The 24,551-nt window shown below is 73.9% G+C and carries 2 protein-coding genes; both read left to right on the top strand.

Annotation, left to right across the window (positions count from 1 at the left end):
• The first annotated feature begins 208 nt into the window (after positions 1-208).
• Positions 209-6,934, top strand: a complete 6,726-nt coding sequence (locus IF88_RS0123190) for a non-ribosomal peptide synthetase (RefSeq protein ID WP_051837403.1) — start codon at positions 209-211, stop codon at positions 6,932-6,934.
• Positions 6,935-6,944: 10 nt separating this feature from the next.
• Positions 6,945-24,551, top strand: a complete 17,607-nt coding sequence (locus tag IF88_RS42870; protein WP_158754520.1) for a non-ribosomal peptide synthetase — start codon at positions 6,945-6,947, stop codon at positions 24,549-24,551.

The raw sequence follows: 24,551 nt of genomic DNA, 5'->3' as shown, positions 1-24,551 counted from the left end.
GCTCCCCAACGGGTCGCACCGCGGGCGGTGCGGTTTTCCGCGGGCAATTCCTGTGTGGCAGCTTTTTCGGGCTTGTCGCACCGCCCGCCGGCTGAGATCAATGAGAAATCAAACCCACGAGATTCCGGTCTTCATGTCCAACCATTGGGGGATGGTCGCTTTGTGCTCGTTCCATGACACGGCGGTGCCGGTGGCGACGATTCCTGAGATGTTCGAGAAGCAGGTCGTCGCCGCTCCGGACGCCGTCGCGCTGGTCTTCGGCGAGACCTCGCTGACCTACCGCGAGGTCGACGCGCGCGCCAACCGCCTGGCGCGGGTCCTGGCCGGACGCGGAGTCGGACCGGAGTCGGTCGTGGGCGTGGCCGCGCAGCGGTCGCCGGAGCTGTGGGTGGCCGTCCTCGCGGTGCTCAAGGCCGGCGGGGCGTACCTGCCGATGGACGCCGCGTACCCCGCGGACCGCCTCCGGTACATGGTGGAGGACTCCGGCGCCCGCCTGGTCCTGGCCGACGCCGCCACCGGCGGCCTGCTGCCCGGACTCCCCGCCCCCGTACTGCTGCTGGACGCCCCCGAGACCGCGGCGGCGGTCGCCGCCGAGGCGGCCGGCCCGCTCACCGACGCGGACCGGATCCGCCCGCAGCGGGTGGCGCAGACCGCGTACGTCATCTACACCTCGGGCTCCACCGGCCGCCCCAAGGGCGTCGCCGTCACCCACAACGGCCTCGCCCCGCTGCTGGCCACGCACGCCGAGCGGCTGAAGGTGAGCCCCGCGAGCAGGGTGCTGCAGTTCGCCTCGCCGAGCTTCGACGCCTCGGTGTGGGAGATGTGCATGGGCCTGCTGTCCGGTGCCACCTTCGTGCTGGCCGACAAGGAGGCACTGGCCCCCGGCGACCCCCTGGCCGACACCATCGCCCGGCACGGCGTGACCCACGTGACGCTGCCGCCCCCGGTGCTCGCCGCGCTGCCCGCCGGGGCCATGGCCTCCGTAGAGACCCTTGTGGTCGCCGGTGACGCCACCACCCCCGAGCTGGTCGCCACCTGGTCGGCCGGCCGCCGCATGATCAACGCGTACGGGCCCACGGAGACGACCGTGTGCGCCACGATGAGCGCGCCGCTGGCCGGCGACGGCCGCGTACCGCCGATCGGACGCTCGATCACCGACACCGACGTGCACGTCCTGGACGACGCGCTCCGCCCGGTGAGCGCCGGAGTGATCGGCGAACTGTACGTCTCGGGCGCCTCGCTGGCCCGCGGCTACCTGGGCCGCCCCGATCTGTCCGCCCAGCGCTTCGTGGCCTGCCCCTTCGCCGGACCGGGCGCGCGGATGTACCGCACCGGCGACCTTGTGGAGCGGACGCCGGAGGGCGAACTCGTCTTCCACGGCCGCGTCGACACCCAGGTCAAGATCCGCGGCATCCGGATCGAGCCGCTCGAGATCGAGGCGGTGCTCAGCGCCCACCCCGGCGTGGCGGACACCGCGGTCCTCCCGTACGAGCGGCGCGGCAGCCGCCAGCTGGTGGCCTACGTCGTCCCCGCGGCCTCCGGCCGCCCCGGCCAGGCGGGCCCGCAGGGCAGCGCCTACGGCAGCATCGCCCTCGACTCCGGCTTCGGCGTCGGCGAGCTGCGCGCCTTCGCCGCCGACCGGCTGCCCGACCACATGGTCCCCGCCGCCTTCGTCCTGCTGGACCGGCTGCCCCTGACCCCGAACGGCAAGCTCGACAAGGCCCGCCTGCCGGAACCCGAGTTCAAGGGCGAGAGCTACCGGGCCCCGCGCACCCCGCAGGAGGAGATCCTCGCGGAGCTCTACGCGAAGGCCCTCGGCGTGGGCCAGGTCGGCATCGACGACGACTTCTTCACCCTCGGCGGCGACAGCATCCAGTCGCTCCAGGTGGTGTCCTGGGCGCGGGCGCGCGGCCTGGTGGTCACCGCCCGCCAGGCCGTCGAGCACCGCACTGTCGCCCGCCTCGCCGAGATCGCCGTCGCGAACGGCCAAGGCGACACCACCGGCCCGGTCCTGGCGGAGCTCGCCGGCGGCGGCACCGGATGGATGCCGCTGCTGCCCGTCGCCCGCTGGATCCGCGACTGGGGCCCCGGCTTCCACCGTTTCCTGCAGGCCATGGTGCTGGAGCTGCCCGAGGGCATCGACCGGGCCGGGCTGGCCGCCACCCTGACGGCCGTGGTGGACCGCCACGACCTGCTGCGTTCGCGCCTCGTCGCCGACGCCGCCGGGGAGGGCGACGGTGAGGCCGACGGCCTGGTCGTCGCGCCCGTCGGCTCCGTGGACGTGGAACCGCTGCTGCGCCGCGTCGAGTGCGACGGGCGCTGGGACGCCGAGTCCTGGCGGGACCTGCTGCTCGGGGAGCTGGAGGAAGCCGCGCAGCGGCTGGACCCGGCGGCGGGCGTCGTCGCCCGGTTCGTCTGGTTCGACGCGCCCGGCGGCGAGGAGGGGCAGGGCGGCGAGGTCGACGAGGGCGCCGGGCGCGGTGGCGCCGGACGGCTCCTGCTGGTCCTCCACCACCTGATCGTGGACGGCGTGTCCTGGCGCATCCTGATGCCCGACCTCGCCACCGCGTGGGAGCAGGTCCGCGAGGGCCGTACCCCCGAACTGCCGCCCGTGGCCACCTCGATGCGCCGCTGGGCGCACGCGCTGGCCGACGAGGCCCTGCGCCCCGAGCGGGTCGCGGAGCTGGACCTCTGGCGCTCGATCGTCGAGGGGCCCGACCCGGTGCTCGGCGCCCGCCGGCTGGACCCGGCCGTCGACGTACGGTCCTCCGTGCACCTCACCCACGTCCGGCTCCCGGTCTCCGTGACCGAGGCCGTGCTGACGGACCTGCCCGCGGCCTTCCACGGCGGTGTCAACGACGGACTGCTGGCCGCACTGGCCCTGGCGCTCGCGCAGTGGCGGCGTACCCGCTCCGTCGACGAGACCTCCGCCCTGATCCGCCTCGAAGGACACGGCCGCGAGGAGGCCGCCGCCCCCGGCGCGAACCTTGCCCGCACACTGGGCTGGTTCACCACCGCCTTCCCGGTGCGCCTCGACCTCGCCGGGGTGGACCTCGACGAGGCCTTCGCGGGCGGGCCGGCCGCCGGCCTGGCCGTCAAGAAGGTCAAGGAGCAGCTCCTCTCCCTGCCCGACAAGGGCATCGGCTACGGCCTGCTGCGCCACCTGAACCCGCAGACCGCCGCCCAGCTGGCCGAACACCCCATCGGGCAGGTCGGATTCAATTACCTGGGCCGCTTCGCCGCCGGCTCCGAACTGCCCGGGAACGCACGGGGGGCGGGCTTCACCCAGGCCCCCGAGGCCGCGGCCATCGCCGAGCTGGCCGAGCTCGACGCCGCGCAGGACCCGCTGATGCCGGCCTCAGCCGAGCTCGACATCAACGCCACGGTCAGCGACCAGCCGGCCGGCCCGGTCCTGAACGCTGCCTTCAGCGCCCCCGGGGGAGTGCTCACCCCGGCGGAGGTACGGGAGCTCGCCGACCTGTGGTGCGCCGCGCTGGAAGGGCTCGCCCGGTACGCGGCCCGGCCCGGCGCCGGCGGCCTGACCCCCTCCGACCTGCCGCTGGTGACCGCGAGCCAGTACGACATCGACGGCTGGGAGCGGCGCTTCCCGGGCCTCACCGACGTCTGGCCCACCACCCCGCTCCAGTCGGGCCTGCTGTTCCACTCGATCTTCGAGGACTCCTCCTTCGACGCCTATCAGGTGCAGTACGCCCTGCACCTGTCCGGGCGGGTGGACGCCGGCCGGCTGCGCGCCGCCGGGCAGTCGCTGCTGGAGCGGCACGCCAGCCTGCGGACCGCCTTCGTGCACAACGCGTACGGGGACCTGGTCCAGCTGGTCCTGGACTCCGTCACCCTGCCCTGGCAGGAGCTCGACCTGTCCGGGCTCGGCGAGGCGGAGCGCACGGAGGCCTTCGAGCGGTTCCTCGCCGAGGACCTGACCACGCACTTCGACCAGATCGCGCCGCCGATGCTGCGCCTGACGCTGATCCGGACCGGCGAGGAGACGTACGAGCTCGTACTCACCGCCCACCACGTGCTGTTCGACGGCTGGTCGGTGCCCCTGCTGATGCAGGACCTGCTCACCTTCTACGGCTCGGCGGGACAGGCCACCGGGCTGGAACCCGCCCGTGACTACCGGGACTTCCTGGCCTGGCTCGCCCGGCAGGACCCCGAGGAGTCCGCCCGGGTCTGGCGCGAGGAGCTCAGCGGGCTGGGGGAGCCGACCTTCCTCGCCCCGGTGGTGTCCGCGCCGGCCGCCGCGCCGGCCCCGGCCGGCCGGTCCGCCGAGTCGGCCGCGTCTGCCGCGTCTGCCGCGTCCGCCGCGTCCGCCGAGTCGGTCGCGTCCGCCGAGGACATCGCGATGCGGCAGGCCGAGGTGCCGTTGCCCGTCGAGGCCTCCCGCGAGCTGTTCCGGCGCGCCTCCGATCTCGGCGTCACCCTGAACACGGTGGTCCAGGGCGCCTGGGCGATCCTGCTGGCCCAGCTCACCGGCCGCCAGGACGTGGTGTTCGCCTCCACCGTCGCCGGCCGCCCGCCCGCCCTGCCCGGCGCCGACACCACCGTCGGCATGTTCCTCAACACCCTTCCGGTACGGGTGCGGTGCGCCCCCGCGGACACCCTGGGCGAGCTGCTGACCGCGGTGCAGGGACGGCAGGCCGCGCTGATGGACCACCACCACTTCGGCCTGAGCGAGATCCAGCAGGCCGCCGGAATGGACGCCCTCTTCGACACGATCATCGGCTTCGAGTCCTTCCCCATGGACCGGGCCGGCATCGTCGAGGCCAGCCGCGCGGCCGGGATCTCGATCACCGGCATCCGCTCCTTCACCGCCAGCCACTACCCGGTGACGGTGCTCGCCTTCATCGAGCCCGACCGGCTGCGCCTGGCGGTGCAGTACCAGCGCACCGTGCTCGACCCCGCCGTGGCCGAGTCCATCGCCGCCCGGTTCGCCGCGATCCTGCGGCAGCTGGCCGAGGACACCGGCCGCCGGGTGGGCGCCGTGGACGTACTGGAGCCTGCCGAGCGGGACCGGCTGCTGAACGGGCTCGGCACGGGCCCGCGTTCCGCCGGCGCGGACGCGGAAGCGGACGCCGACGCCGACGCCGACGGGGCGACCGTCCCGGAGCTGTTCGAGCGGCAGGCCGCCGCGACCCCCGAGGCGGTCGCCGTGGTCTCGGGGGCGCGGTCCCTGACCTACCGGGAGCTCGACGGGCGGGCGAACCGGCTGGCCGACGGTCTGATCGCCCGCGGCGCCGGCCCGGAGACCCCGGTGGCCCTGGCGCTGCCCCGGTCGGCGGACCTGGTGGTCGCGCTGCTCGGCGTACTCAAGTCGGGGGCCGCCGTCCTGCCGCTCGACCCGCGCCACCCGGGCGAGCGCCTCGCGTGCGTCCTGGCCGACGCGCGGCCGCTGCTGGTGCTCACCGACCCGGACACGGCGGCCGCCACCGCGGACACCGCGGTCCCCACCGCGCACCTGGGCGAACTGGGCTCCGGGGACGCCGCATCCGTCGCGGCGGCCCGCGTCCGGCGGCCCGACGGGCTGGCGTACCTCTCGTACGCCTGCGGCAGTTCGGGCGGCCCGACGGGGGTGGAGACCACCCACCGCAACCTGGCCGACCGGGTGCCGGGGCTGCTCGCGGGGCTCGGCTCCGCGGCCGGCCGGCGGCTGCTGGTCGGCGCCTCGGGCGACACCGAACCGCCCGTGGCGGAGATCCTCGCCGCGCTCTGCGGCGGCGCGGGCGTCGAGGTGCTGCCCGATCCGCGGGCCCTCGCCGGGCACGGCCTCCTCGCCGGAGACGGTCTCCCCGATCCCTCCGGCGCCGCCGCGCGCGGGGTGCTCGCCACGACCCCCTCGGCCTTCGCCGACCTGCTCGACGAGGTCGCCGAGGACGTCCACGCGGACACGATCGTGTTCTCGGGCGAGCCGCTGCCGGCCGCACTGGCACGGCGGGCGGCCGAATCCGCCCCGGGGGCCCGGCTGGTCAACCTCCACGGGCACCCCGAGACCGGACCCGCCACCGCCTTCTCACCAGCGGACGGCGAGGAGCCACCGGGCACCGCCGCCGTGCCCGCCGGGACACCGCTCGCCGGAGTGCGGGCGTACGTCCTCGGCGCCGGGCTCACCCCGGTGCCGCACGGTGCGGTCGGGGAGCTGTACCTCGCGGGCGGCGCGCCGGCCCGCGGCTACCGGGGACACCCCGGGCTGACCGCGGAGCGGTTCGTCGCGGACCCCCACGGCCCGGCCGGATCGCGGATGTTCCGCACCGGCGACCTGGTCCGCTGGAACGGCGACGACCGGCTGGAGTTCCTGGGGCGCGGCGACACGGAGGCGGCGGTCCGCGGCACGCGGATCACGCCCGCCGAGGTCGAGGCCGTCCTGACCGGGCACCCCGGGGTGGCCCAGGCGGCCGTGGTCGCCCGCGCGGGCCACGGGCCGGGCGGGACCGCGCAGCTGGTGGGCTACCTCGTACCCGAGGAACCGTACGGGGCCGAGCCCGGTCCGTACACCGACCAGGTGCGGGCCCACGCCGCGCGGCAGCTGCCCGCCGCCCTGGTCCCCGCGGTCCTCGTGACCCTGGAGCGGCTGCCGCTGACGCCCGACGGCCGCCTCGACCGGGCAGCGCTGCCCGAGCCCGAACCGGCCGGCCGCCCCTACCGGGCGCCGCGCACTCCCGAGGAGGCGGCTCTCTGCGAGCTGCTGGCGGAGGTGCTCGGCGTGGAACGGGTCGGCATGAACGACGACTTCTTCGAACTGGGGGGCAACTCCCTGCTGGCGACGCGGCTCACCAGCCGTATCCGGAAGGTGCTCGGGGTGAGCGTGCCTTTGCGGTCGATCTTCGAGTCTCACGCAATTTCAGAGCTTTCGCGCACGGTCAAGAACGCAGGCACGTCGAGCCGGCCTCGACTGCGCAAGATGGACAGGAGTGGACAGTAAAATGATCCCGTTGTCGTTCGCACAGCGTCGGTTGTGGTTCATCGACCGATTCGAGGGACCGTCGGCGACGTATAACGTCCCCTTCCTCGTGCGGTTGACCGGCGAGCTCGACCGGACCGCCCTGCAGTCCGCGGTGCGCGATGTCGTGGCACGGCACGAGAGCCTCCGTACTCTCATCCTGATGGACGAGCAGGGCGTGCCCTCGCAGCAGGTGCTGCCGGTGGCCGAGGCACTGCTCGACGTACCGCTCGTCGAGGTGGCGCCCGACGGGGTGGACGAGGCCGTCTTCCAGACGGCGCAGTACACCTTCGACCTGTCGGCGGAGATACCGGTCCGCGCCACCCTGCTGCGCTCCGGCGAGCGGGAGCACGTCCTGCTCCTGCTGGTCCACCACATCGCCAGCGACGGCGAGTCGATGGAGCCGCTCTCCCGCGACCTGGCCACCGCGTACACCGCCCGGCTGGCCGGCGAGGCCCCGCAGTGGGCGGACCTGCCCGTGCAGTACGTCGACTACACGCTGTGGCAGCGCGAGCTGCTCGGCGACGAGAACGACCCCGACAGCGTGGTCTCCACGCAGGTGGCCTACTGGCAGGGCGAGCTGCAGGGCGTTCCGACCCCGCTGCGCCTGTCCTCGGACCGCCCGCGCCCGCCGGTGGCCAGCCACCGCGGTGACACGGTCGGCTTCCCGATCGACGCCGAACTGCTCGCGGCCGTCGAGGCCCTGGGCCGCGAACGGGACATGACCGTCCCGATGGTGCTCCAGGCCGCCCTCGCCGTGGTGCTCCAGCACCTGGGCGCCGGCCAGGACATCGCCATCGGCTCCACCGTCGCGGGCCGCACCGACGACGAGCTCGCCGACCTGGTCGGCTTCTTCGTGAACACCTGGGTGCTGCGCACGGACCTCTCCGGCGCGCCCACCTTCGACCGGGTGCTGGAGCAGGTGCGGCAGAAGGCGCTGACGGCGTACGACAACCAGGACGCCCCCTTCGAGCACCTGGTGGAGGTCCTGAACCCGGAGCGGTCCACCGCCTACCACCCGCTGTTCCAGGTCATGTTCACCTGGGAGAACGACGCCTGGATCGAGCTGGACCTGCCGGGTCTGGAGCGGGCCCGCTTCGAGGTGCTCGCCACTCCGACGGCCAAGTTCGACCTGGAGTTCAACTACTTCTCGGACCCGGCCGGTCCGGGCATGCTCTGCTACCTCGAATACGCGACCGACCTGTTCGACCGCTCCACGGCGCAGTCCGTCGTCGACCGCTACCTGCGGGTCATCCGCGAGGTCGTCGCCCGCCCGGACCGGCCGGTGGCCCTGGCGCCCGTCCTCGACGACGTCGAACTGGACACCGTCGTACGGGAGTTCAACGACACGGCGGCCGACCTGCCCGAGCTGACGGTCGCCGAGCTCTTCGAGCGGCAGGCCGTGGCCACCCCGGACGCGGTCGCGCTGGAGGCCGGGGACGAGGTCCTCACCTACCGCGAACTCGACGCGCGGGCCTCGCGCGTGGCGCGGGAGCTGGCCGCGCGCGGCGTGGGCGCCGAGACGCTGGTGGGCGTGGCGCTGCCGCGTACGGCCGACCTGGTGGCCGGGCTGCTCGGCGTGCTCAAGGCGGGCGGCGCGTACCTGCCGATCGACCCGAGGTACCCGAGCCGACGGCTCGACTTCATCCTGGAGGACGCGGCTCCCGGGCTGGTCCTCACCGACGAGCAGACCGTGGGCGTGCTGCCGAAGACGCAGGTCCCGCAGCTGTTCCTGGGCGACATCGACTTCCACTCCGACGTCGACGCGCCGCAGGACGCACGGACGGCCGCCGTCCCGGTCACCACCCGCCCGGGCCAGGTCGCGTACGTCATGTACACCTCCGGCTCCACGGGCACGCCCAAGGGCGTGGCGATCACCCACGCCAACGTGGTGAACGACGTGCTGGGGCTGGCCTCGGCGATCGGCGTCGGCGCGGGGACGCGCGTGCTCGCCGGCACCTCGGTCAACTTCGACGTGTCCGTCTTCGAGCTCTTCGCCACCCTCTGCTCCGGCGGCACCGTCGAACTGGTGCGTGACGCGCTGGTGATCGGTGAGCGCGGCGGCTGGAGCGGCGGCGTGATCAGCACCGTCCCGTCCGTCTTCGCGGAACTCCTCGGACAGGTCAACGGGAACATCGGCGTCGACACCGTGGTCTTCGCCGGTGAGGCCCTGCCCACCGCACTGGTACGGCGCGTCCGCGAGACGATCCCCGGGGTCCGCGTCGTCAACGCCTACGGCCAGAGCGAGTCCTTCTACGCCACCACCTTCGCGCTGCCCGCCGACGAGGAGTGGGACGGCTCCGGCAGCGCCCCCATCGGCGCCCCGCTCGGCAACGTCCGCACCTACGTGCTCGGCCCGGGCCTGCGGCCCGTCCCCGTCGGCGTGGTGGGCGAGCTGTACGTCGCCGGCGAGATCGGCCGCGGCTACCACGGCCGCAGCGGGCTGACCGCCGACCGCTTCGTCGCCGACCCGTTCGGGCCGGCCGGCTCGCGCATGTACCGCACCGGTGACCTGGCGCGCTGGAACGCCGCCGGACAGCTGGAGTACGCCGGCCGTGACGACGCGCAGATGAAGGTGCGCGGCTTCCGCATCGAGCCCGGCGAGATCGAGGCCGTCCTGACCGCCCACCCGGGCGTGGCCCAGGCCGTGGTCACCATCCGCGAGGGCCGCGGCAGCAAGCAGCTCGTCTGCCACGTGGTCCCGCTGGAGGCCGACCAGAGCGGCTTCGGCACCGTCGCCAGCCTCGGCGACCTCGACGTCGACCTGACCACCAGCGTGTCCGTGCGCGAGCTCCGGCGCTTCGCCGCGGGCCGGCTGCCCGAGTTCATGGTCCCGTCCGTCTTCGTCATGGTCGGCCGGCTCCCGCTGACCGCCAACGGCAAGCTCGACCTGGCCGCGCTGCCCGAGCCCGACTTCAGCGGCGGCGAGTACCGCGCCCCGCGCAACGCCGCGGAAGAGGTCCTCGCCACGGTCTACGCCGAGGTCCTCGGCCTCGACCGGGTCGGCATCGACGACGACTTCTTCGCCATCGGCGGCGACAGCATCCGCTCCATCCAGGTCGTCTCCCGCGCCCGCGGCGGCGGCGTGGAGGTCAGCCCGCGCCAGATCTTCGACCACCGCACCGTCGCCGAACTGGCCGCGGTCGCGGTCGTCGGGGCCGCGGCGGGCACCGGCCCCGTGCTGGCGGAGCTGGAGGGCGGCGGCGCCGGCCGGCTGCCGCTGCTGCCGATCGGCGAGTACCTGCTGGAACTCGGCGAGGGCATCGACAGGTTCGCCATGTCCATGGCCGTCGAACTGCCCGAGGGCATCGACCGGGCCGCACTGGCCGCCACCCTCGGCGCGGTGCTGGACCGCCACGACGTCCTGCGCTCCCGGCTGGTCACGGGCGGCGTCGACGGCGCCGGCGCCGGCACCGACGGCGCGGACCGCGCCGGCCTGGAGGTCGGCGCGCCCGGCTCGGTCGACGTCGACGCGCTGATCCACCGCGTCGAGTGGGACGGCCGCTGGGACGAGCAGTGGTTCGAGACGGCCGCCGCCGAACTGGACGCCGCCACCGGCCGGCTGGATGCCGCGGCCGGCGTCATGGCGCAGTTCGTCTGGTTCGCCCCGCAGGAGGGCGCCGGCCGGCTGCTGCTGGTCCTCCACCACTTCGTCGTCGACGGCGTGTCCTGGCGCATCCTGCTGCCGGACCTCGCCGCCGCGTGGGAGCAGGTCCGCGAGGGCCGCACCCCCGAGCTGCCCGAGGTGGGCACCTCGGTGCGCCGCTGGGCCCACGCCCTGGCGGAGGAGGCGTCGTCGCCCGAGCGCGTCGCCGAACTCGCCCTGTGGCGCTCGGTCGTGGCCGGCCCCGACCCGCTCCTGGGCTCGCGGGCCCTGGACCCCGCCGTGGACGTGATGTCCACCGTGGAGCACACCTGGCTCAAGCTCCCCGTCCCGGTCACCGAGACGCTGCTGACCACCCTGCCGGCCCGCTTCCACGGCGGTGTCAACGACGGCCTGCTCGCGGCGCTGACGCTGGCCGTCGCCCGCTGGCGCCGGGCGCGCGGCATCGACGAGTCCTCCGCCCTGATCCGCGTCGAGGGACACGGCCGAGAGGAGGACGTCGCCCCCGGCGCCGACCTGTCGCGCACGGTGGGCTGGTTCACCACCATGTACCCGGTCCGCCTCGACCTCGCCGGGATCGACCTCGACGAGGCCTTCGCGGGCGGCGCCGCCGCCGGCTCCGCCGTCAAGGCGGTCAAGGAGCAGCTCCTGTCCCTCCCGGACAAGGGCGTGGGCTACGGCCTGCTGCGCCACCTGAACCCGCAGACCGCCGAGGTGCTGCGCCGGTACCCCACCGGCCAGATCGGCTTCAACTACCTGGGCCGCTTCTCGTCCTCCGCGGACGTGCCCGAGCACCTGCGCGGCCTGGGCTGGACCCTCGCCGAGGGCACCACCGAGCTGATCGCGCAGCCCGACGGGCGGATGCCCGCCCTCTCGACGCTGGACGTCGGCGCGCTCGTCACGGACACCGAGCAGGGCCCGCAGCTCACCGCGCGGCTCGCCTTCCCCTCGGGCCTGCTCTCGGCCGAGGACGTCGAGGAGCTCACCGAGCTGTGGAGCACCGCCCTCCAGGCCCTGGCCCGGCACGCCGCCGAGCCCGCCGCGGGCGGGCTCACCCCCTCGGACGTGCCGCTGGTCCGGGCGACCCAGGCGGAGATCGAGGCCTGGGAGGAGCGCTACCCCGGCCTGGAGGACGTCTGGCCGCTGACCACGATGCAGGACGGTCTGCTCTTCCACGCCCAGCTGGCCGGGTCCACCTTCGACGCGTACCAGATGCAGCTGGTCTTCCACCTCGCCGGCGAGGTCGAGCCGGCCCGGATGCGGGCCGCCGGCCAGGCGCTCCTCGACCGGTACGCCAACCTCCGCGCCGCGTTCGTGTTCGACGCGGCGGGGGACCGGGTGCAGGTCGTACGCGACCGCGTGGAGCTGCCCTGGCAGTACCTCGACCTCAGCGGGTTCGGCGAGGAGGGCCGCGAGGAGGCGCTGAAGCGCTTCCTGGCCGAGGACCACGACTCCCACTTCGACCTGACCCGGGCCCCGCTCGTGCGGATGTCCCTGGTCATGCTGGCTCCCGACCGCTGGGAGCTGGTCTTCACCGCCCACCACGTCCTCTTCGACGGCTGGTCGATCCCGGTCCTCATGCAGGACCTGCTGCGGCTCTACGGATCCGAGGGCGACGCCTCCGCGCTGCGGCGGGTGCCCGGCTACCGCGACTTCCTGGTGTGGCAGGCGGGCCAGGACCGCGAGGCCTCGGCCCGCGCCTGGGCCGCGGAGCTCGCCGGGGTCGAGTCCCCGACCCTGATCGCCCCCGAGTCCGGCGCCGCGTCCGACCCGGCCGGCATCGGCCAGATCGACATCCCGCTGTCCGCGGACGCCGCCCGCGACCTGGGCCGGCGCGCGGCCGAACTGGGCCTCACCCTCAACACCCTCGTCCAGGGCACCTGGGCCCTCGTCCTCGCCGGGCTCACCGGCCGCCAGGACGTGGTGTTCGGCGCCACCGTCTCCGGCCGCCCGCCCGTCGTCCCCGGCGTGGACTCGATGGTCGGCCTGTTCATCAACACCCTGCCCGTCCGGGTGGAGTGCGGACCCGGCGCCACCCTCGGCGAGCTGCTGCGCGACTTGCAGAACCGGCAGAGCGCCCTGCTCGACCACCACCACCACGGGCTGCTGGACATCCACCGCTCGATCGGGCTGAACGTCCTCTTCGACACCCTCGTGGGCTTCGAGTCGTACCCGATCGACGGCGTCGCCATCAACGAGGCGAACTCGGCCGCCGGCATCTCGATCACCGGCATCAGCCCGCTCAGCGGCGCGCACTACCCGCTGGTCGTGATGGCCTTCGCCGACCCGCACCTGCGGGTGGCGCTCCAGTACCAGCACCACCTCTTCGACCCGGAGACCGTCGAGGGCATCGCCGCCCGGTTCGCGCGGATCCTCCGGCAACTGGTGTCGGACCCGGACACCCGGGTCGGCTCCGTGCACGTCCTGGAGCCCGCCGAGCGCGAACGGCTCCTCGGCGCGTTCAACGACACGGCCGTACCCGTCCCGGGGAAGACCGTGCCGGCGCTGTTCGAGGAGCGGGCCGCGGCGACCCCGGACGCGATCGCCGTCGCCTTCGGCGCCGAGAGCCTGACCTACCGCGAACTGGACGCCCGGGCCAACCGGCTGGCCCACGTGCTCGCCGCGCGCGGCGTCGGCCAGGAGTCCGTCGTGGGCGTGGCCCTGCCGCGCTCCACGGAGCTGGTCGTGGCCCTGCTCGCCGTCCTCAAGGCCGGCGGCGCCTACCTGCCGGTGGACCCGGAGTACCCGGCCGAGCGCATCGAGTTCATGCTGGGCGACGCCGCGCCGACCCTGCTCCTGACCGACTCCGAGATCGTCGCGGGGCTGCCGGGCGGCACCTGCCCGTACGTGGTCCTGGACGACGCGGACACGGCCCTGGCCGTCGCCGCGGCCCCCTCCGACGCCCTGCCGGCCGCCGCCCACGGGCGCGTCGACCAGCTCGCGTACGTGATGTACACCTCCGGCTCGACCGGCGTCCCCAAGGGCGTCGGCGTCACCCACCGGGCCGTGTCCGGCCTGGCGCTGGACCGCCGGTACCGAGGGGGCGCCCACGAGCGGGTCCTCGTACACTCCGCGCAGTCCTTCGACGCCTCCACCTACGAGCTGTGGGTCCCCCTGCTGGGCGGCGGAACCGCCGTGGTGGCCCCCGTCGGCAAGCTGGACGCCGGCGCGCTGGCCGCGGTCATCGCCGAGCAGCGGGTCACCGCCCTGTGGCTGACCGCCGGTCTGTTCAAGGTGATCGCCGACGAGAACCCGGGGTGCTTCACCGGGGTCCGCGAGGTGTGGACCGGCGGTGACGTCGTCTCCCCGGCCTCGGTGACCCGCGCCCTGCGGGCCTGCCCCGGCCTCAAGGTGGTCGACGGCTACGGCCCGACCGAGACCACCACCTTCGCCACCACCCACCCGATGCCCGACCCCGAGCGGGTCGGCGAGCCGATCCCGATCGGCCGCCCGATGGACAACATGCGGGTCTACGTCCTCGACGCGGGCCTGCGCCCCACGCTCCCCGGCGTGGCCGGCGAGCTCTACATCGCGGGCGCTGGCCTCGCCCGCGGCTACGCCCACCGGTCCGCGCTGACCTCCGAGCGCTTCGTGGCCTCGCCCTTCGGCGAGCCCGGCGAGCGGATGTACCGCACCGGTGACGTGGTGGCCTGGACCCCGGACGGCGAACTCGTCTTCCGGGGCCGGGTGGACACCCAGGTCAAGATCCGCGGCTTCCGCATCGAGCCCGCCGAGGTCGAGGCCGCCCTGGCCACCCACCCCGGTGTCGCCCAGGCCGTCGTCACGTGGAACGAGGACCAGGCCGGCGAGCGCCGTCTGGTCGGCTACGTCGTCCCGCGCGTGGACGGCTCCGACACCTCCGGCGCCGCCGAGCAGGTCGACGAGTGGGAGGAGATCTACGACGACCTCTACGCCGTCTCCGACGCCGCCTGGGGCGAGGACTTCACGGGCTGGAACTCCAGCTACACCGGCGGACAGCCCATCGCGCTCGACGAGATGGCCGTGTGGCGCGACGCGGCGGTGGAGCAGATCACCAAATGGTCGCCGCGCCGCGTGATGGAGATCGGCGTCGGTACCGGCCTGCTGATGTCGCAGACCCTGGGGCAGGTCGAGGAGTACTGGGGCACCGACATGTCGGCCGCGGTCATCGACCGGCTGCTCGTGCAGGTGGAACAGACCGGCTTCGGTGACCGCGTGCACCTGCGGCACCAGAACGGCGACGACATCTCCGGTCTGCCGCGCGAGCACTTCGACCTCGTGGTCATCAACTCGGTCGTCCAGTACTTCCCCGACGCCGAGTACATGGACCTGGTCCTTGCCAACGCGATGGAACTGCTGGCCCCCGGCGGCCGGATCCTCGTCGGCGACGTCCGCAACGCCGCCACCCTGCGGCTCTTCCGTTCCGGCGTACAGCGCGCGCTGCACCCCGAGGCCTCCGCCTCGGTGAGCCGCGCCGCGGTCGCCCGCGCGATCCTCATGGAGAAGGAACTCGTCCTCGATCCCGAGTGGTTCACCCGGTGGGCCGAGCGGCACGGCGCCGGCGGCGTGGACATCCGGCTGAAGGCCGGGCGTCCGCACAACGAGCTGACCCGCCACCGCTACGAGGTCCTGCTGCACAAGGCGCCCGTGGCCGCGCTCCCGCTGGGCGAGGTCCCGGCCCGGCAGTGGGGCCGCCAGGTCGACGACCTCTTCGGCCTGGAGGACTTCGTCCGCGCGGGCGGCGAACAGCCCGTACGCGTCACCCGCATCCCCAACGCGCGGCTCGCCGACGAGGTCGAGTCCGCCGCGGCCGTGGGCGTGATCTCCGCACCCGCCGCCTCGGGCCCGGTGCTCGACCCGCAGGACCTGCGCGAATGGGCCGCCGAGCGCGGCTGGGGCGTGCTGCTCACCTGGTCGGCCGCCGCGGGCGAGTGCTTCGACGCGGTCTTCTTCCCGGCCGGGCCCGTCACGGACCAGGTCCTGACCGGCGGGTTCACGCCGTCGGGCCGGGCCGACCGGACGCTGGCCAACGAGCCGGCCGCCGCGGGCCGGATCGGCACGCTGGTGGGCGCCCTGCGCGGCTACCTGAAGGACCGGCTGCCCGAGCACCTGGTGCCGTCCACCGTCGTCGCCATCGCCGAGGTGCCGCTGACCCCCAACGGAAAGCTGGACCAGCGGGCCCTGCCCGCCCCGGACTTCGCGGCGGCGGCCACCGGCCGGGCTCCGCGCACCCCGCAGGAAGAGGTCCTGTGCGGCCTGTTCGCGGCGGTGCTCGGCCTGGACCGGGTCGGCATCGACGACGACTTCTTCGCCCTGGGCGGCCACTCCCTGCTGGCCACCCGCCTGGTCAGCCGGATCCGTCAGGTCCTTGACGTCGAACTGCCCATCCGGGTCGTGTTCGAGGCGCCCACGGTCGTGGAGCTGGTCGAGCACCTCGCCGCCGGAGCGCCCGTGCGGCCGCCGCTGCGGCGCACCGCCGAGCGCCCGGACTCCGTACCGCTGTCGTTCGCCCAGCGCCGCCTGTGGTTCATCGACCGGTTCGAGGGCCCCTCGGCCACCTACAACGCCCCCTTCCCGCTCCGCCTGACCGGCGAGCTGGACCTGCCGGCGCTGGAGGCCGCGCTGCGCGACGTCGTGGCCCGCCACGAGAGCCTGCGCACGCTGATCGTCGAGGACGCCGACGGCGTCCCGGCCCAGCACGTCCTGCCGGCCGACGAGGCGGAGCTGCACGTCCCGCTCGTGGAGGTGGCACAGGGCGGCCTGGCCGACGCCATGGCCGAGGCCTCCGCGCACCTCTTCGACCTGGCCACCGAGATCCCGGTACGGGCTCCCGTGCTCCGGCTCGGCGCGCAGGAGCACGTCCTGGTCCTGCTGATCCACCACATCGCGAGCGACGGCTCCTCCATGGCCCCGCTGGCCCGCGACCTCGCCACCGCGTACGCGGCCCGCAAGGAGGGCGGCGCCCCGCAGTGGGCGGAGCTCCCGGTCCAGTACGTCGACTACACGCTGTGGCAGCGCGAGGTGCTCGGCGACGAGGAGGACCCGGCCAGCGCGCTCGCCGCACAGGTGGGCTACTGGCGCGGCGAGCTGGCGGGTGTGCCGCAGCCGCTGCAGCTCGCCTCCGACCGCCCGCGCCCGGCCAAGGCCTCCCACCGCGGCGACGCCGTGGAGTTCGCCCTGGCCCCCGAGGTGGCGGCCGCCGTCGAGGACCTGGCGCGCCGGCACGGTGCGACCTCCTCGATGGTGCTCCAGTCCGCCCTGGCCGTGCTGCTGCACGGGCTCGGCGGCGGTGACGACCTGACGATCGGCTCCCCGATCGCCAACCGCACCGACGAGGCCCTCGCCGAACTGGTCGGCTTCTTCGTCAACACCTGGGTGCTGCGCGTCGACCTGTCGGGCAACCCCGCCTTCACGGAGCTGCTGGAGCGGGTCCGGGGCAAGTCCCTGGCCGCGTACGACAACCAGGACGTCCCCTTCGAGCGGCTCGTGGAGGTGCTGAACCCGGAGCGCTCCACCGCCTACTCTCCGCTGTTCCAGGTGATGTTCGCCTGGCAGAACTTCGCCCGGAAGGACTTCGCCCTGCCGGGTCTGCAGGTGGAGTTCGAGCGGGTCCGCACCGAGACCGCCAAGTTCGACCTGTTCTTCAACATGGCCGACCTGCCCGGCATGGGCGTGGTGGGTCTCCTGGAGTACGCCACCGACCTCTTCGACAGGGAGACGGCCCAGGCCGTCGCCGACCGCTTCGTACGGGTGGTGGGCCTGCTGGCCGCCGCCCCCGAGCAGCGGGTGTCCGCGGTCGAGCTGGTGGAGCCGGCCGAACGCGAGCTGGTGCTGCAGGGCTTCAACGCCACGCAGGAGCCGACCCCCGAGCTGACCGTGCCCGGGCTGTTCGAGCTCCAGGTGGCGGAGCGGCCCGACGCGGTCGCGCTGGTCTGCGGCGAGGAATCGCTGACCTACCGCGAACTGGACGAGCGGGCGAACCGGATGGCCCGCGAGCTGGCCGGGCACGGCGTGGGACCGGAGACGGTCGTGGGCGTCGCCCTGCCGCGGACGGCCGACCTGGTCGCGGCCCTGCTGGGCGTACTGAAGGCGGGCGGCGCGTACCTGCCGATCGACCCGAAGTACCCGAGCCGGCGCCTGGAGCACATCCTGTCCGACGCGCGGCCGAGGCTGCTGCTCACGGACGCGGCCACCGCCGGCGTCCTGCCGGAGTCCGGGATCACCCGCCTGTACCTCGGCGACCTGGCCCTCGGCGGCTCCGCGGCCGGCTCCGGCGCCACCGCGCCGTCGGCGGCCCTGCTGCCCGACCACGCGGCGTACGTGATGTACACCTCCGGCTCGACGGGCGTGCCCAAGGGCGTGACCGTCACCCACGCCAACGTGGTCAACGGCGTGCTGCGGCTCGCCTCCACGATCGGCGTGGACTCCGGCACCCGCACGCTCGCCGGCGCCTCCGTCAACTTCGACGTCTCCGTCTTCGAGGTCTTCACCACGCTGGCGGCCGGCGGCACGGTCGAGCTGGCCCGCGACGTCCTGGTCATCGGCGAGCAGGGCGGCTGGACCGGCGGCGTGATCAGCACGGTCCCCTCGGTCTTCGCCGAGCTCCTCGACCAGGTCAACGGCAAGATCACCGCGGACGCGGTGGTGTTCGCCGGGGAGGCGCTGCCCGCGTCTCTGGTCAGCCGGGTCCGCGAGGCCGTCCCCGGGGTCCGGGTGGTCAACGCCTACGGCCAGACCGAGAGCTTCTACGCCACCACCTTCGGGCTCCCGGCCGACGAGGACTGGGACGGCGCGCACACCGCCCCGATCGGCGCGCCCCTGGGCAACATGCGCACGTACGTCCTGGGAGCCGGCCTCAAGCCGGTGCCCGTGGGCGCCGTGGGCGAGCTCTACGTGGCGGGCAACCTGTCCCGCGGCTACCACGGCCGCGCCGCGCTGACCGCCGAGCGCTTCGTCGCCGACCCGTACGGTGCGCCCGGAGCGCGGATGTACCGCACCGGCGACCTGGCCCGCTGGCGGGCCGACGGGCAGCTGGAGTACGTCGGACGCGGCGACGCCCAGCTCAAGATCCGCGGGTTCCGCATCGAGCCCGGTGAGATCGAGGCGGCGCTGACGGCCCACCCCGGCGTGGAACACGCCGTGGTGACCGGCCAGAGCACCCCCGACGGGGGCAAGCGCCTGGTCGGCTACGTGGTCAGCTCCCCGGACTCCGGCGGCCAGGTGGACGCGCAGGGCCGGTTCGAGGCCGACATGACCTCCGGCATCACCATGCGGGAGCTGCGCCGCTTCATCACCGGCCGGCTGCCCGAGTTCATGGTCCCGGCGGTGCTCGTGCCGCTGGACCGGCTGCCTTTGGCCCCCAACGGCAAGCTGGACCGCGCGGCCCTGCCCGAGCCGGACTTCGCCGGCGAGAGCTACCGCCCCCCGCGGAGCCGCACCGAGGAGGTGCTGGCCGGGGTCTACTCCGAGGTGCTCGGCCTGGAACGGGTCGGCATCGACGACGACTTCTTCGCCATCGGCGGCGACAGCATCCGGTCCATCCAGATCGTCTCCCGCGCCAAGGCGCAGGGCGTCGTGGTCAACCCGCGGCAGATCTTCGAGCTGCGCACGGTCGCCGAGCTGGCCGCGGCCGCCGGCAGCCAGAACCTCGGCCCGGTCCTGGCCGAGCTGGAAGGCGGCGGCACCGGCGTCATGCCGCTGCCCCCGATCGCGAAGTACATGCTCGAACTGGGCAGCAGCTTCAACCGGTTCTCGATGTCCGCGGCGCTCGAACTGCCGCGGGACATCGACGAGGACGGGCTCACCGCGGTCCTGACCGCCGTGCTCGACCACCACGACGTCCTGCGCTCCCGTCTCGTCCAGGGCGGCGACGGAAGCCTGGAGATCGCCGCCCCCGGCACGGTCGACGTGGCCGCGCTGGTCCGGCGGGTGGACTGCCCGGGCACCTGGGACGAGGCGTGGCTGGAGACGGCCAGGGCCGAACTGGACGCCGCCACCGGCCGGCTCGACCCGGCCGCCGGCACCATGGCCCAGTTCGTCTGGTTCGCCCCGGAGCAGGGCGCCGGCCGGCTGCTGGTGGTCCTGCACCACATGGTCGTCGACGGAGTGTCCTGGCGCATCCTGCTCCCGGACCTCGCCACGGCCTGGGAGCAGATCGGCGCGGGCTCCGCCCCGAGCCTGCCCGCGGTCGGCACCTCCGCCCGCCGCTGGGCGCACGCGCTGCTCGACGAGGCGTCCGACCCGGACCGCATCGCCGAACTGGCGCAGTGGTCCGAGCTGCTGGACTGCAACGACCCGGTTCTCGGCGCACGGCCCCTGAACCCCGCGGTGGACGTCATGTCCACCGTGGAGACGGTCTCCCTGGAGCTCCCGGAGCAGGTCACCGAGGCGCTCCTGACCACGGTGCCCACCGCCTTCCACGGCGGGGTCAACGACGGCCTGCTGGCCGCCCTCGCGCTCGCCGTGACGCAGTGGCGCGCGGACCGGGGCGTCGAGGAGTCCTCGACGCTGATCCGGCTCGAAGGACACGGCCGCGAGGAGCAGGTCGTGCCCGGCGCCGACCTGTCCCGCACGGTGGGCTGGTTCACCAGCATGTTCCCCGTACGGCTCGACCTCGGCGGGCACGACGTGCAGGAGGCACTCGCCGGCGGCGCCGCCGCGGGCGGCGTGCTCAAGGCCGTGAAGGAACAGCTCCTGGCCATCCCCGACAAGGGCGTCGGCTTCGGCCTCCTGCGCTACCTCAACCCGTCCACCGCCGCCGAACTCGACTGGCGGGCCACCCCCCAGATCTCCTTCAACTACCTGGGACGGGTCGCCGCCGGCGACGGCGCCGACGGGCAGCAGGGCACCGGCTGGAGCCTGGCGGCCGACGCGCTCGGCCTCGCCGCGGACCTGGACGCGGACATGCCCGCGCTCTCCACGGTCGAGATCAGCGCCTACGTCACCGACACCGAGCGGGGCCCCCGCTTCAACGCCCGGGTCTCCTACCCGGCCGGTGTGCTCACGCGGGACGAGGCCCAGGCACTCGCCGACCTGTGGGTGCGCGCCCTGGAGGGCTTCGCCCACCACGTCGCCACCCCCGGCGCCGGCGGCCTGACCCCCTCGGACGTTCCGCTGGTCCGCATGACCCAGGGCGAGATCGAGAACTGGGAGGCGCAGTACCCGGGTCTGGCCGACGTCTGGCCGCTGACCCCGCTCCAGTTCGGTCTGCTCTTCGAGACCATGCGCCTGGAGGAGGACGCCTTCGACCCGCACATCGTGCAGGTGGCCTTCCACGTCCAGGGCCAGGTCGACCCGGCCCGGATGCGCGTGGCCGCGCAGGCGCTCCTCGACCGGTACGCCAACCTGCGCACCGCCTTCGTCACCGACGCGAGCGGCGACCTCACCCAGCTCGTCCTCGACGAGGTCGAACTGCCCTGGCGCGTCGCCGATCTGCGCGACCTCGACGAGGCGGGCCGCGAGGAGGGGCTGGAGCGGATCCTCGCCGAGGACCACTACGCGCAGTTCGACCCGGCCAAGCCCCCGATGCTGCGGGCCTCGCTGGTCCGGCTGGCGGAGGAGACCTCCGAGCTGGTGCTGACCGTGCACCACGCGCTCTTCGACGGATGGTCGTTCCCCCTGCTCGTACGGGACCTCGCGTACCTGTACGCGTCCGAGGGCGACGCCTCCGGGCAGCCGCGCGTACCCGAGTACCGGGAGTTCCTGCGCTGGCTGTCCCGGCGGGACGACAAGGCGGCCGCCGCGGCCTGGGCCAAGGAGATGGAAGGCGTCGGCGAGGCCACCCTGCTCGCCGCCGAGACCCCGCAGGACGCCGGCGACGACGCCCGCGTCGGACAGGTCGACGTTCCGCTGCCGCTGGACGAGGCCCGTGCGCTCAAGAAGCGCGCCGCCGAACTGGGCGTGTCGATGGGCACCCTGGTCCAGGGCGTGTGGGCCCTCATGCTCGGCCAGCTCACCGGGAAGCGGGACGTGATCTTCGGAACCACGGTCTCCGGCCGCCCGGCCGAGGTGCCCGGCGTCGACCAGATGGTGGGCCTGTTCGTCAACTCCCTGCCCATCCGCGCCGAGTACGCGCCGAGCGACACCCTCGGGCAGGTGCTGAAGAACCTCCAGGAGCGGCAGACCGCGCTGCTGGACCACCACCACTTCGGGCTGCACCGCATCCAGCGGGAGGCCGGCCTGAAGGAACTCTTCAACACCATCGTGCTGTTCCAGTCCTTCCCCGTCGACAAGGAGGCCCTGGGCGCGGCCAACACCGCGGCGGGCGTCTCGTTCACCGGTATCCGCCCGTCCGCGGGCGCCGCGTACCTGGTGGGTCTGGCGGCCGACGCCGAGCCCTACCTGCGCATGATCCTGCAGTACCAGCGGCAGGCCATCAGCGCGGAGACGGTGGAGCGGATCGCCGAGCGGGTGCTGCACATCCTGCGGCAGCTGATCGCCGACCCGGAGATCCCGGTGGGCGCGCTGGACGTGCTGCACGAGGCCGAGCGCGAGCGGCTCCTCCTCGCCTTCAACGAGACGGCGACGCAGACCCCGGCCCTCACCCTGCCCGCGCTGTTCGAGCGCAAGGCCGCCGAGACCCCGCACGAGGTCGCGGTGCTCTTCGAGGACGAGAAGGTGACCTACGGGGAACTGGACGCGCGGGCCAACCGGCTGGCGCGGGCCCTCGTCGAGCGCGGTGTCGGACCGGAGACGGTCGTGGGCGTGGCCCTGCGGCGCTCGCCGCAGTGGCCGGTGGCGGTCCTCGCCGTGACGAAGGCGGGCGGCGCCTACCTCCCGCTGGACCCGGCCTACCCGGCCGACCGGCTCACGTACATGGTCGAGGACTCGGCGATCGGGCTGATCCTGACCGACGCGGCCACGGCGGACCGGCTGCCCGATCTGCCCTCGCAACTGCTCGTCCTGGACGCCCCGGAGTTCGCCGAGGCCCTGGCCGGGACGGACGACGCCGTGCTGACCGACGCGCAGCGGCTGAGCCCGCTCGTGGTGGCCAACACCGCCTACGTCATCTACACCTCGGGCTCCACGGGCCGGCCGAAGGGCGTGGCCGTCACGCACACCGGCTTCGCCAACATGGTCGCGGAGGTGACGGAGCTGCTCGGCATCACCGCCGGCAGCCGGGTGCTGCAGTTCGCCTCGCCGAGCTTCGACATCTCCGTCGCCGAGATGTGCATGTCCCTGTTCGCCGGGGGCGCCCTGGTCATGGCGGACCCGGACCGGCTCACGCCGGGGGCCCCGCTCGCCGAGACCGCCGACACGTACGGGGTGACCCACGCGATCCTGACGCCCACGGTGCTGGCCGCCATGCCGGCGGGCTCGCTGTCCACCGTCGCCGCGCTGATGGTGGCCGGTGAGGCCACCTCGCCGGAGCTGGTGGCCACCTGGTCGGCCGGACGCCGGATGTTCAACGGCTACGGTCCGACCGAGACGACCATCGGCGCGACGGTGAGCGAGCTCACCGCCGAGGCCACCGTGTCGATCGGCCGCCCCATCCGCAACACCCGGGTGTACGTGCTGGACGCCGCACTGCGGCCGGTCCTGCCGGGCGTACCCGGCGAGCTCTACATCGCCGGCGCGGGTCTGACCCGCGGCTACGTCGGCCGGCCCGAGCTGACCGCCCAGCGGTACGTGGCCTGCCCGTTCGGCGGGCCCGGCGAGCGGATGTACCGCACCGGCGACCTGGTCGAGTGGACCCGGGACGGCGAGCTGGTGTTCCGCGGACGCACGGACAACCAGATCAAGATCCGCGGTTTCCGCATCGAGCTCGGCGAGATCGAGTCCGCGCTGACGGCCCACCCGACGGTGGACCACGGCGTGGTCACCGCCCGGGACAACCTGGCCGGCGACAAGCAGCTCGTCGCCTACGTCGTCCCCGCACCGGGCGAGAGCGTGGTGGCCGAGGCGCTGCGCAAGCACCTCACCAGCCGGATGCCGGAGTACATGGTCCCGTCGGCCTTCGTCACGCTGGAGCGGCTGCCGCTCACCCCGAACGGCAAGCTGGACCGGGAGGCCCTGCCCGACCCGGAGTTCACCGGCGGAGCGGACTACCGTGCGCCGCGCAACCCGCTGGAGACCACCCTGGCGAAGCTGTTCGCCGAGGCGCTCGGACTGGAGAAGGTCGGCATCGACGACGACTTCTTCGACCTCGGCGGTCACTCGCTGCGCCTGACCCGCCTGATCAGCCGGATCCGCGCGGTCCTCGGGGCCAAGGTCCCGATCCGCGTGATGTTCGGCGCCACCACGGTGGCGAAGCTGGCCGAGTACCTGGAGTCCCAGGTCAAGACCGCCCAGGCGCCCGTCTTCGCCGACCCGTTCGCGGTCGTCCTGCCGATGCGCACCGAGGGCACGAAGCCGCCCCTGTGGTTCATCCACCCGGGTGTCGGACTGTGCTGGTCCTACGTGGGCCTCGCCCAGCTCCTCGGCGACCGGCCGGTGTACGGCATCCAGGGCCGCGGCTTCGACGGCACGGGCCGGGCCGAGTCCACCCAGGCGATGCTCGACGACTACCTGGAGCAGATCCTGGCGGTTCAGCCGGAGGGCCCGTACCACTTCGTCGGGCACTCCACGGGCGGCACCTACGCCCACGCCCTCGCCGCGGCACTGAAGCAGCGCGGACACGAGGTGGCGCTGCTGGCCCTGATGGACAGCCCGCCGAGCGGCTGGTTCCGGAACATCGAGGACCCGGTGAACATGCCGGAGGTCCGCGAGTTCTTCAAGGAGTTCTTCATCGGCTCCGGAGTGGACGAGGACCGCGAGGCGCTGGTGGAGAACGGCAGCCACCTCTTCAAGTCGCACGCCGAGATGCTGCTGGAGTGGGACTCGCCCGTCTACGACGGCGACGCGGTGTTCTTCAACGCCACGCAGAACCCGGACGAGTCCTACGCGGCGATCTGGGCCCCGCACATCGGCGGCGCCATCCACGAACACGACATCGACGCCACGCACATGGGCATGCCGAAGGCCCAGCCCGCGGCAGAGATCGCCCGCATCATCAACCTCCACCTTGAGGGGAACTGA

The organism is Streptomyces sp. NRRL F-2580, from assembly GCF_000720115.1.
Lineage (GTDB): Bacteria > Actinomycetota > Actinomycetes > Streptomycetales > Streptomycetaceae > Streptomyces.
The sequence above is the reverse complement of the archived record's forward strand: the minus strand, read 5'-3'. Positions and strand labels throughout refer to the sequence as shown.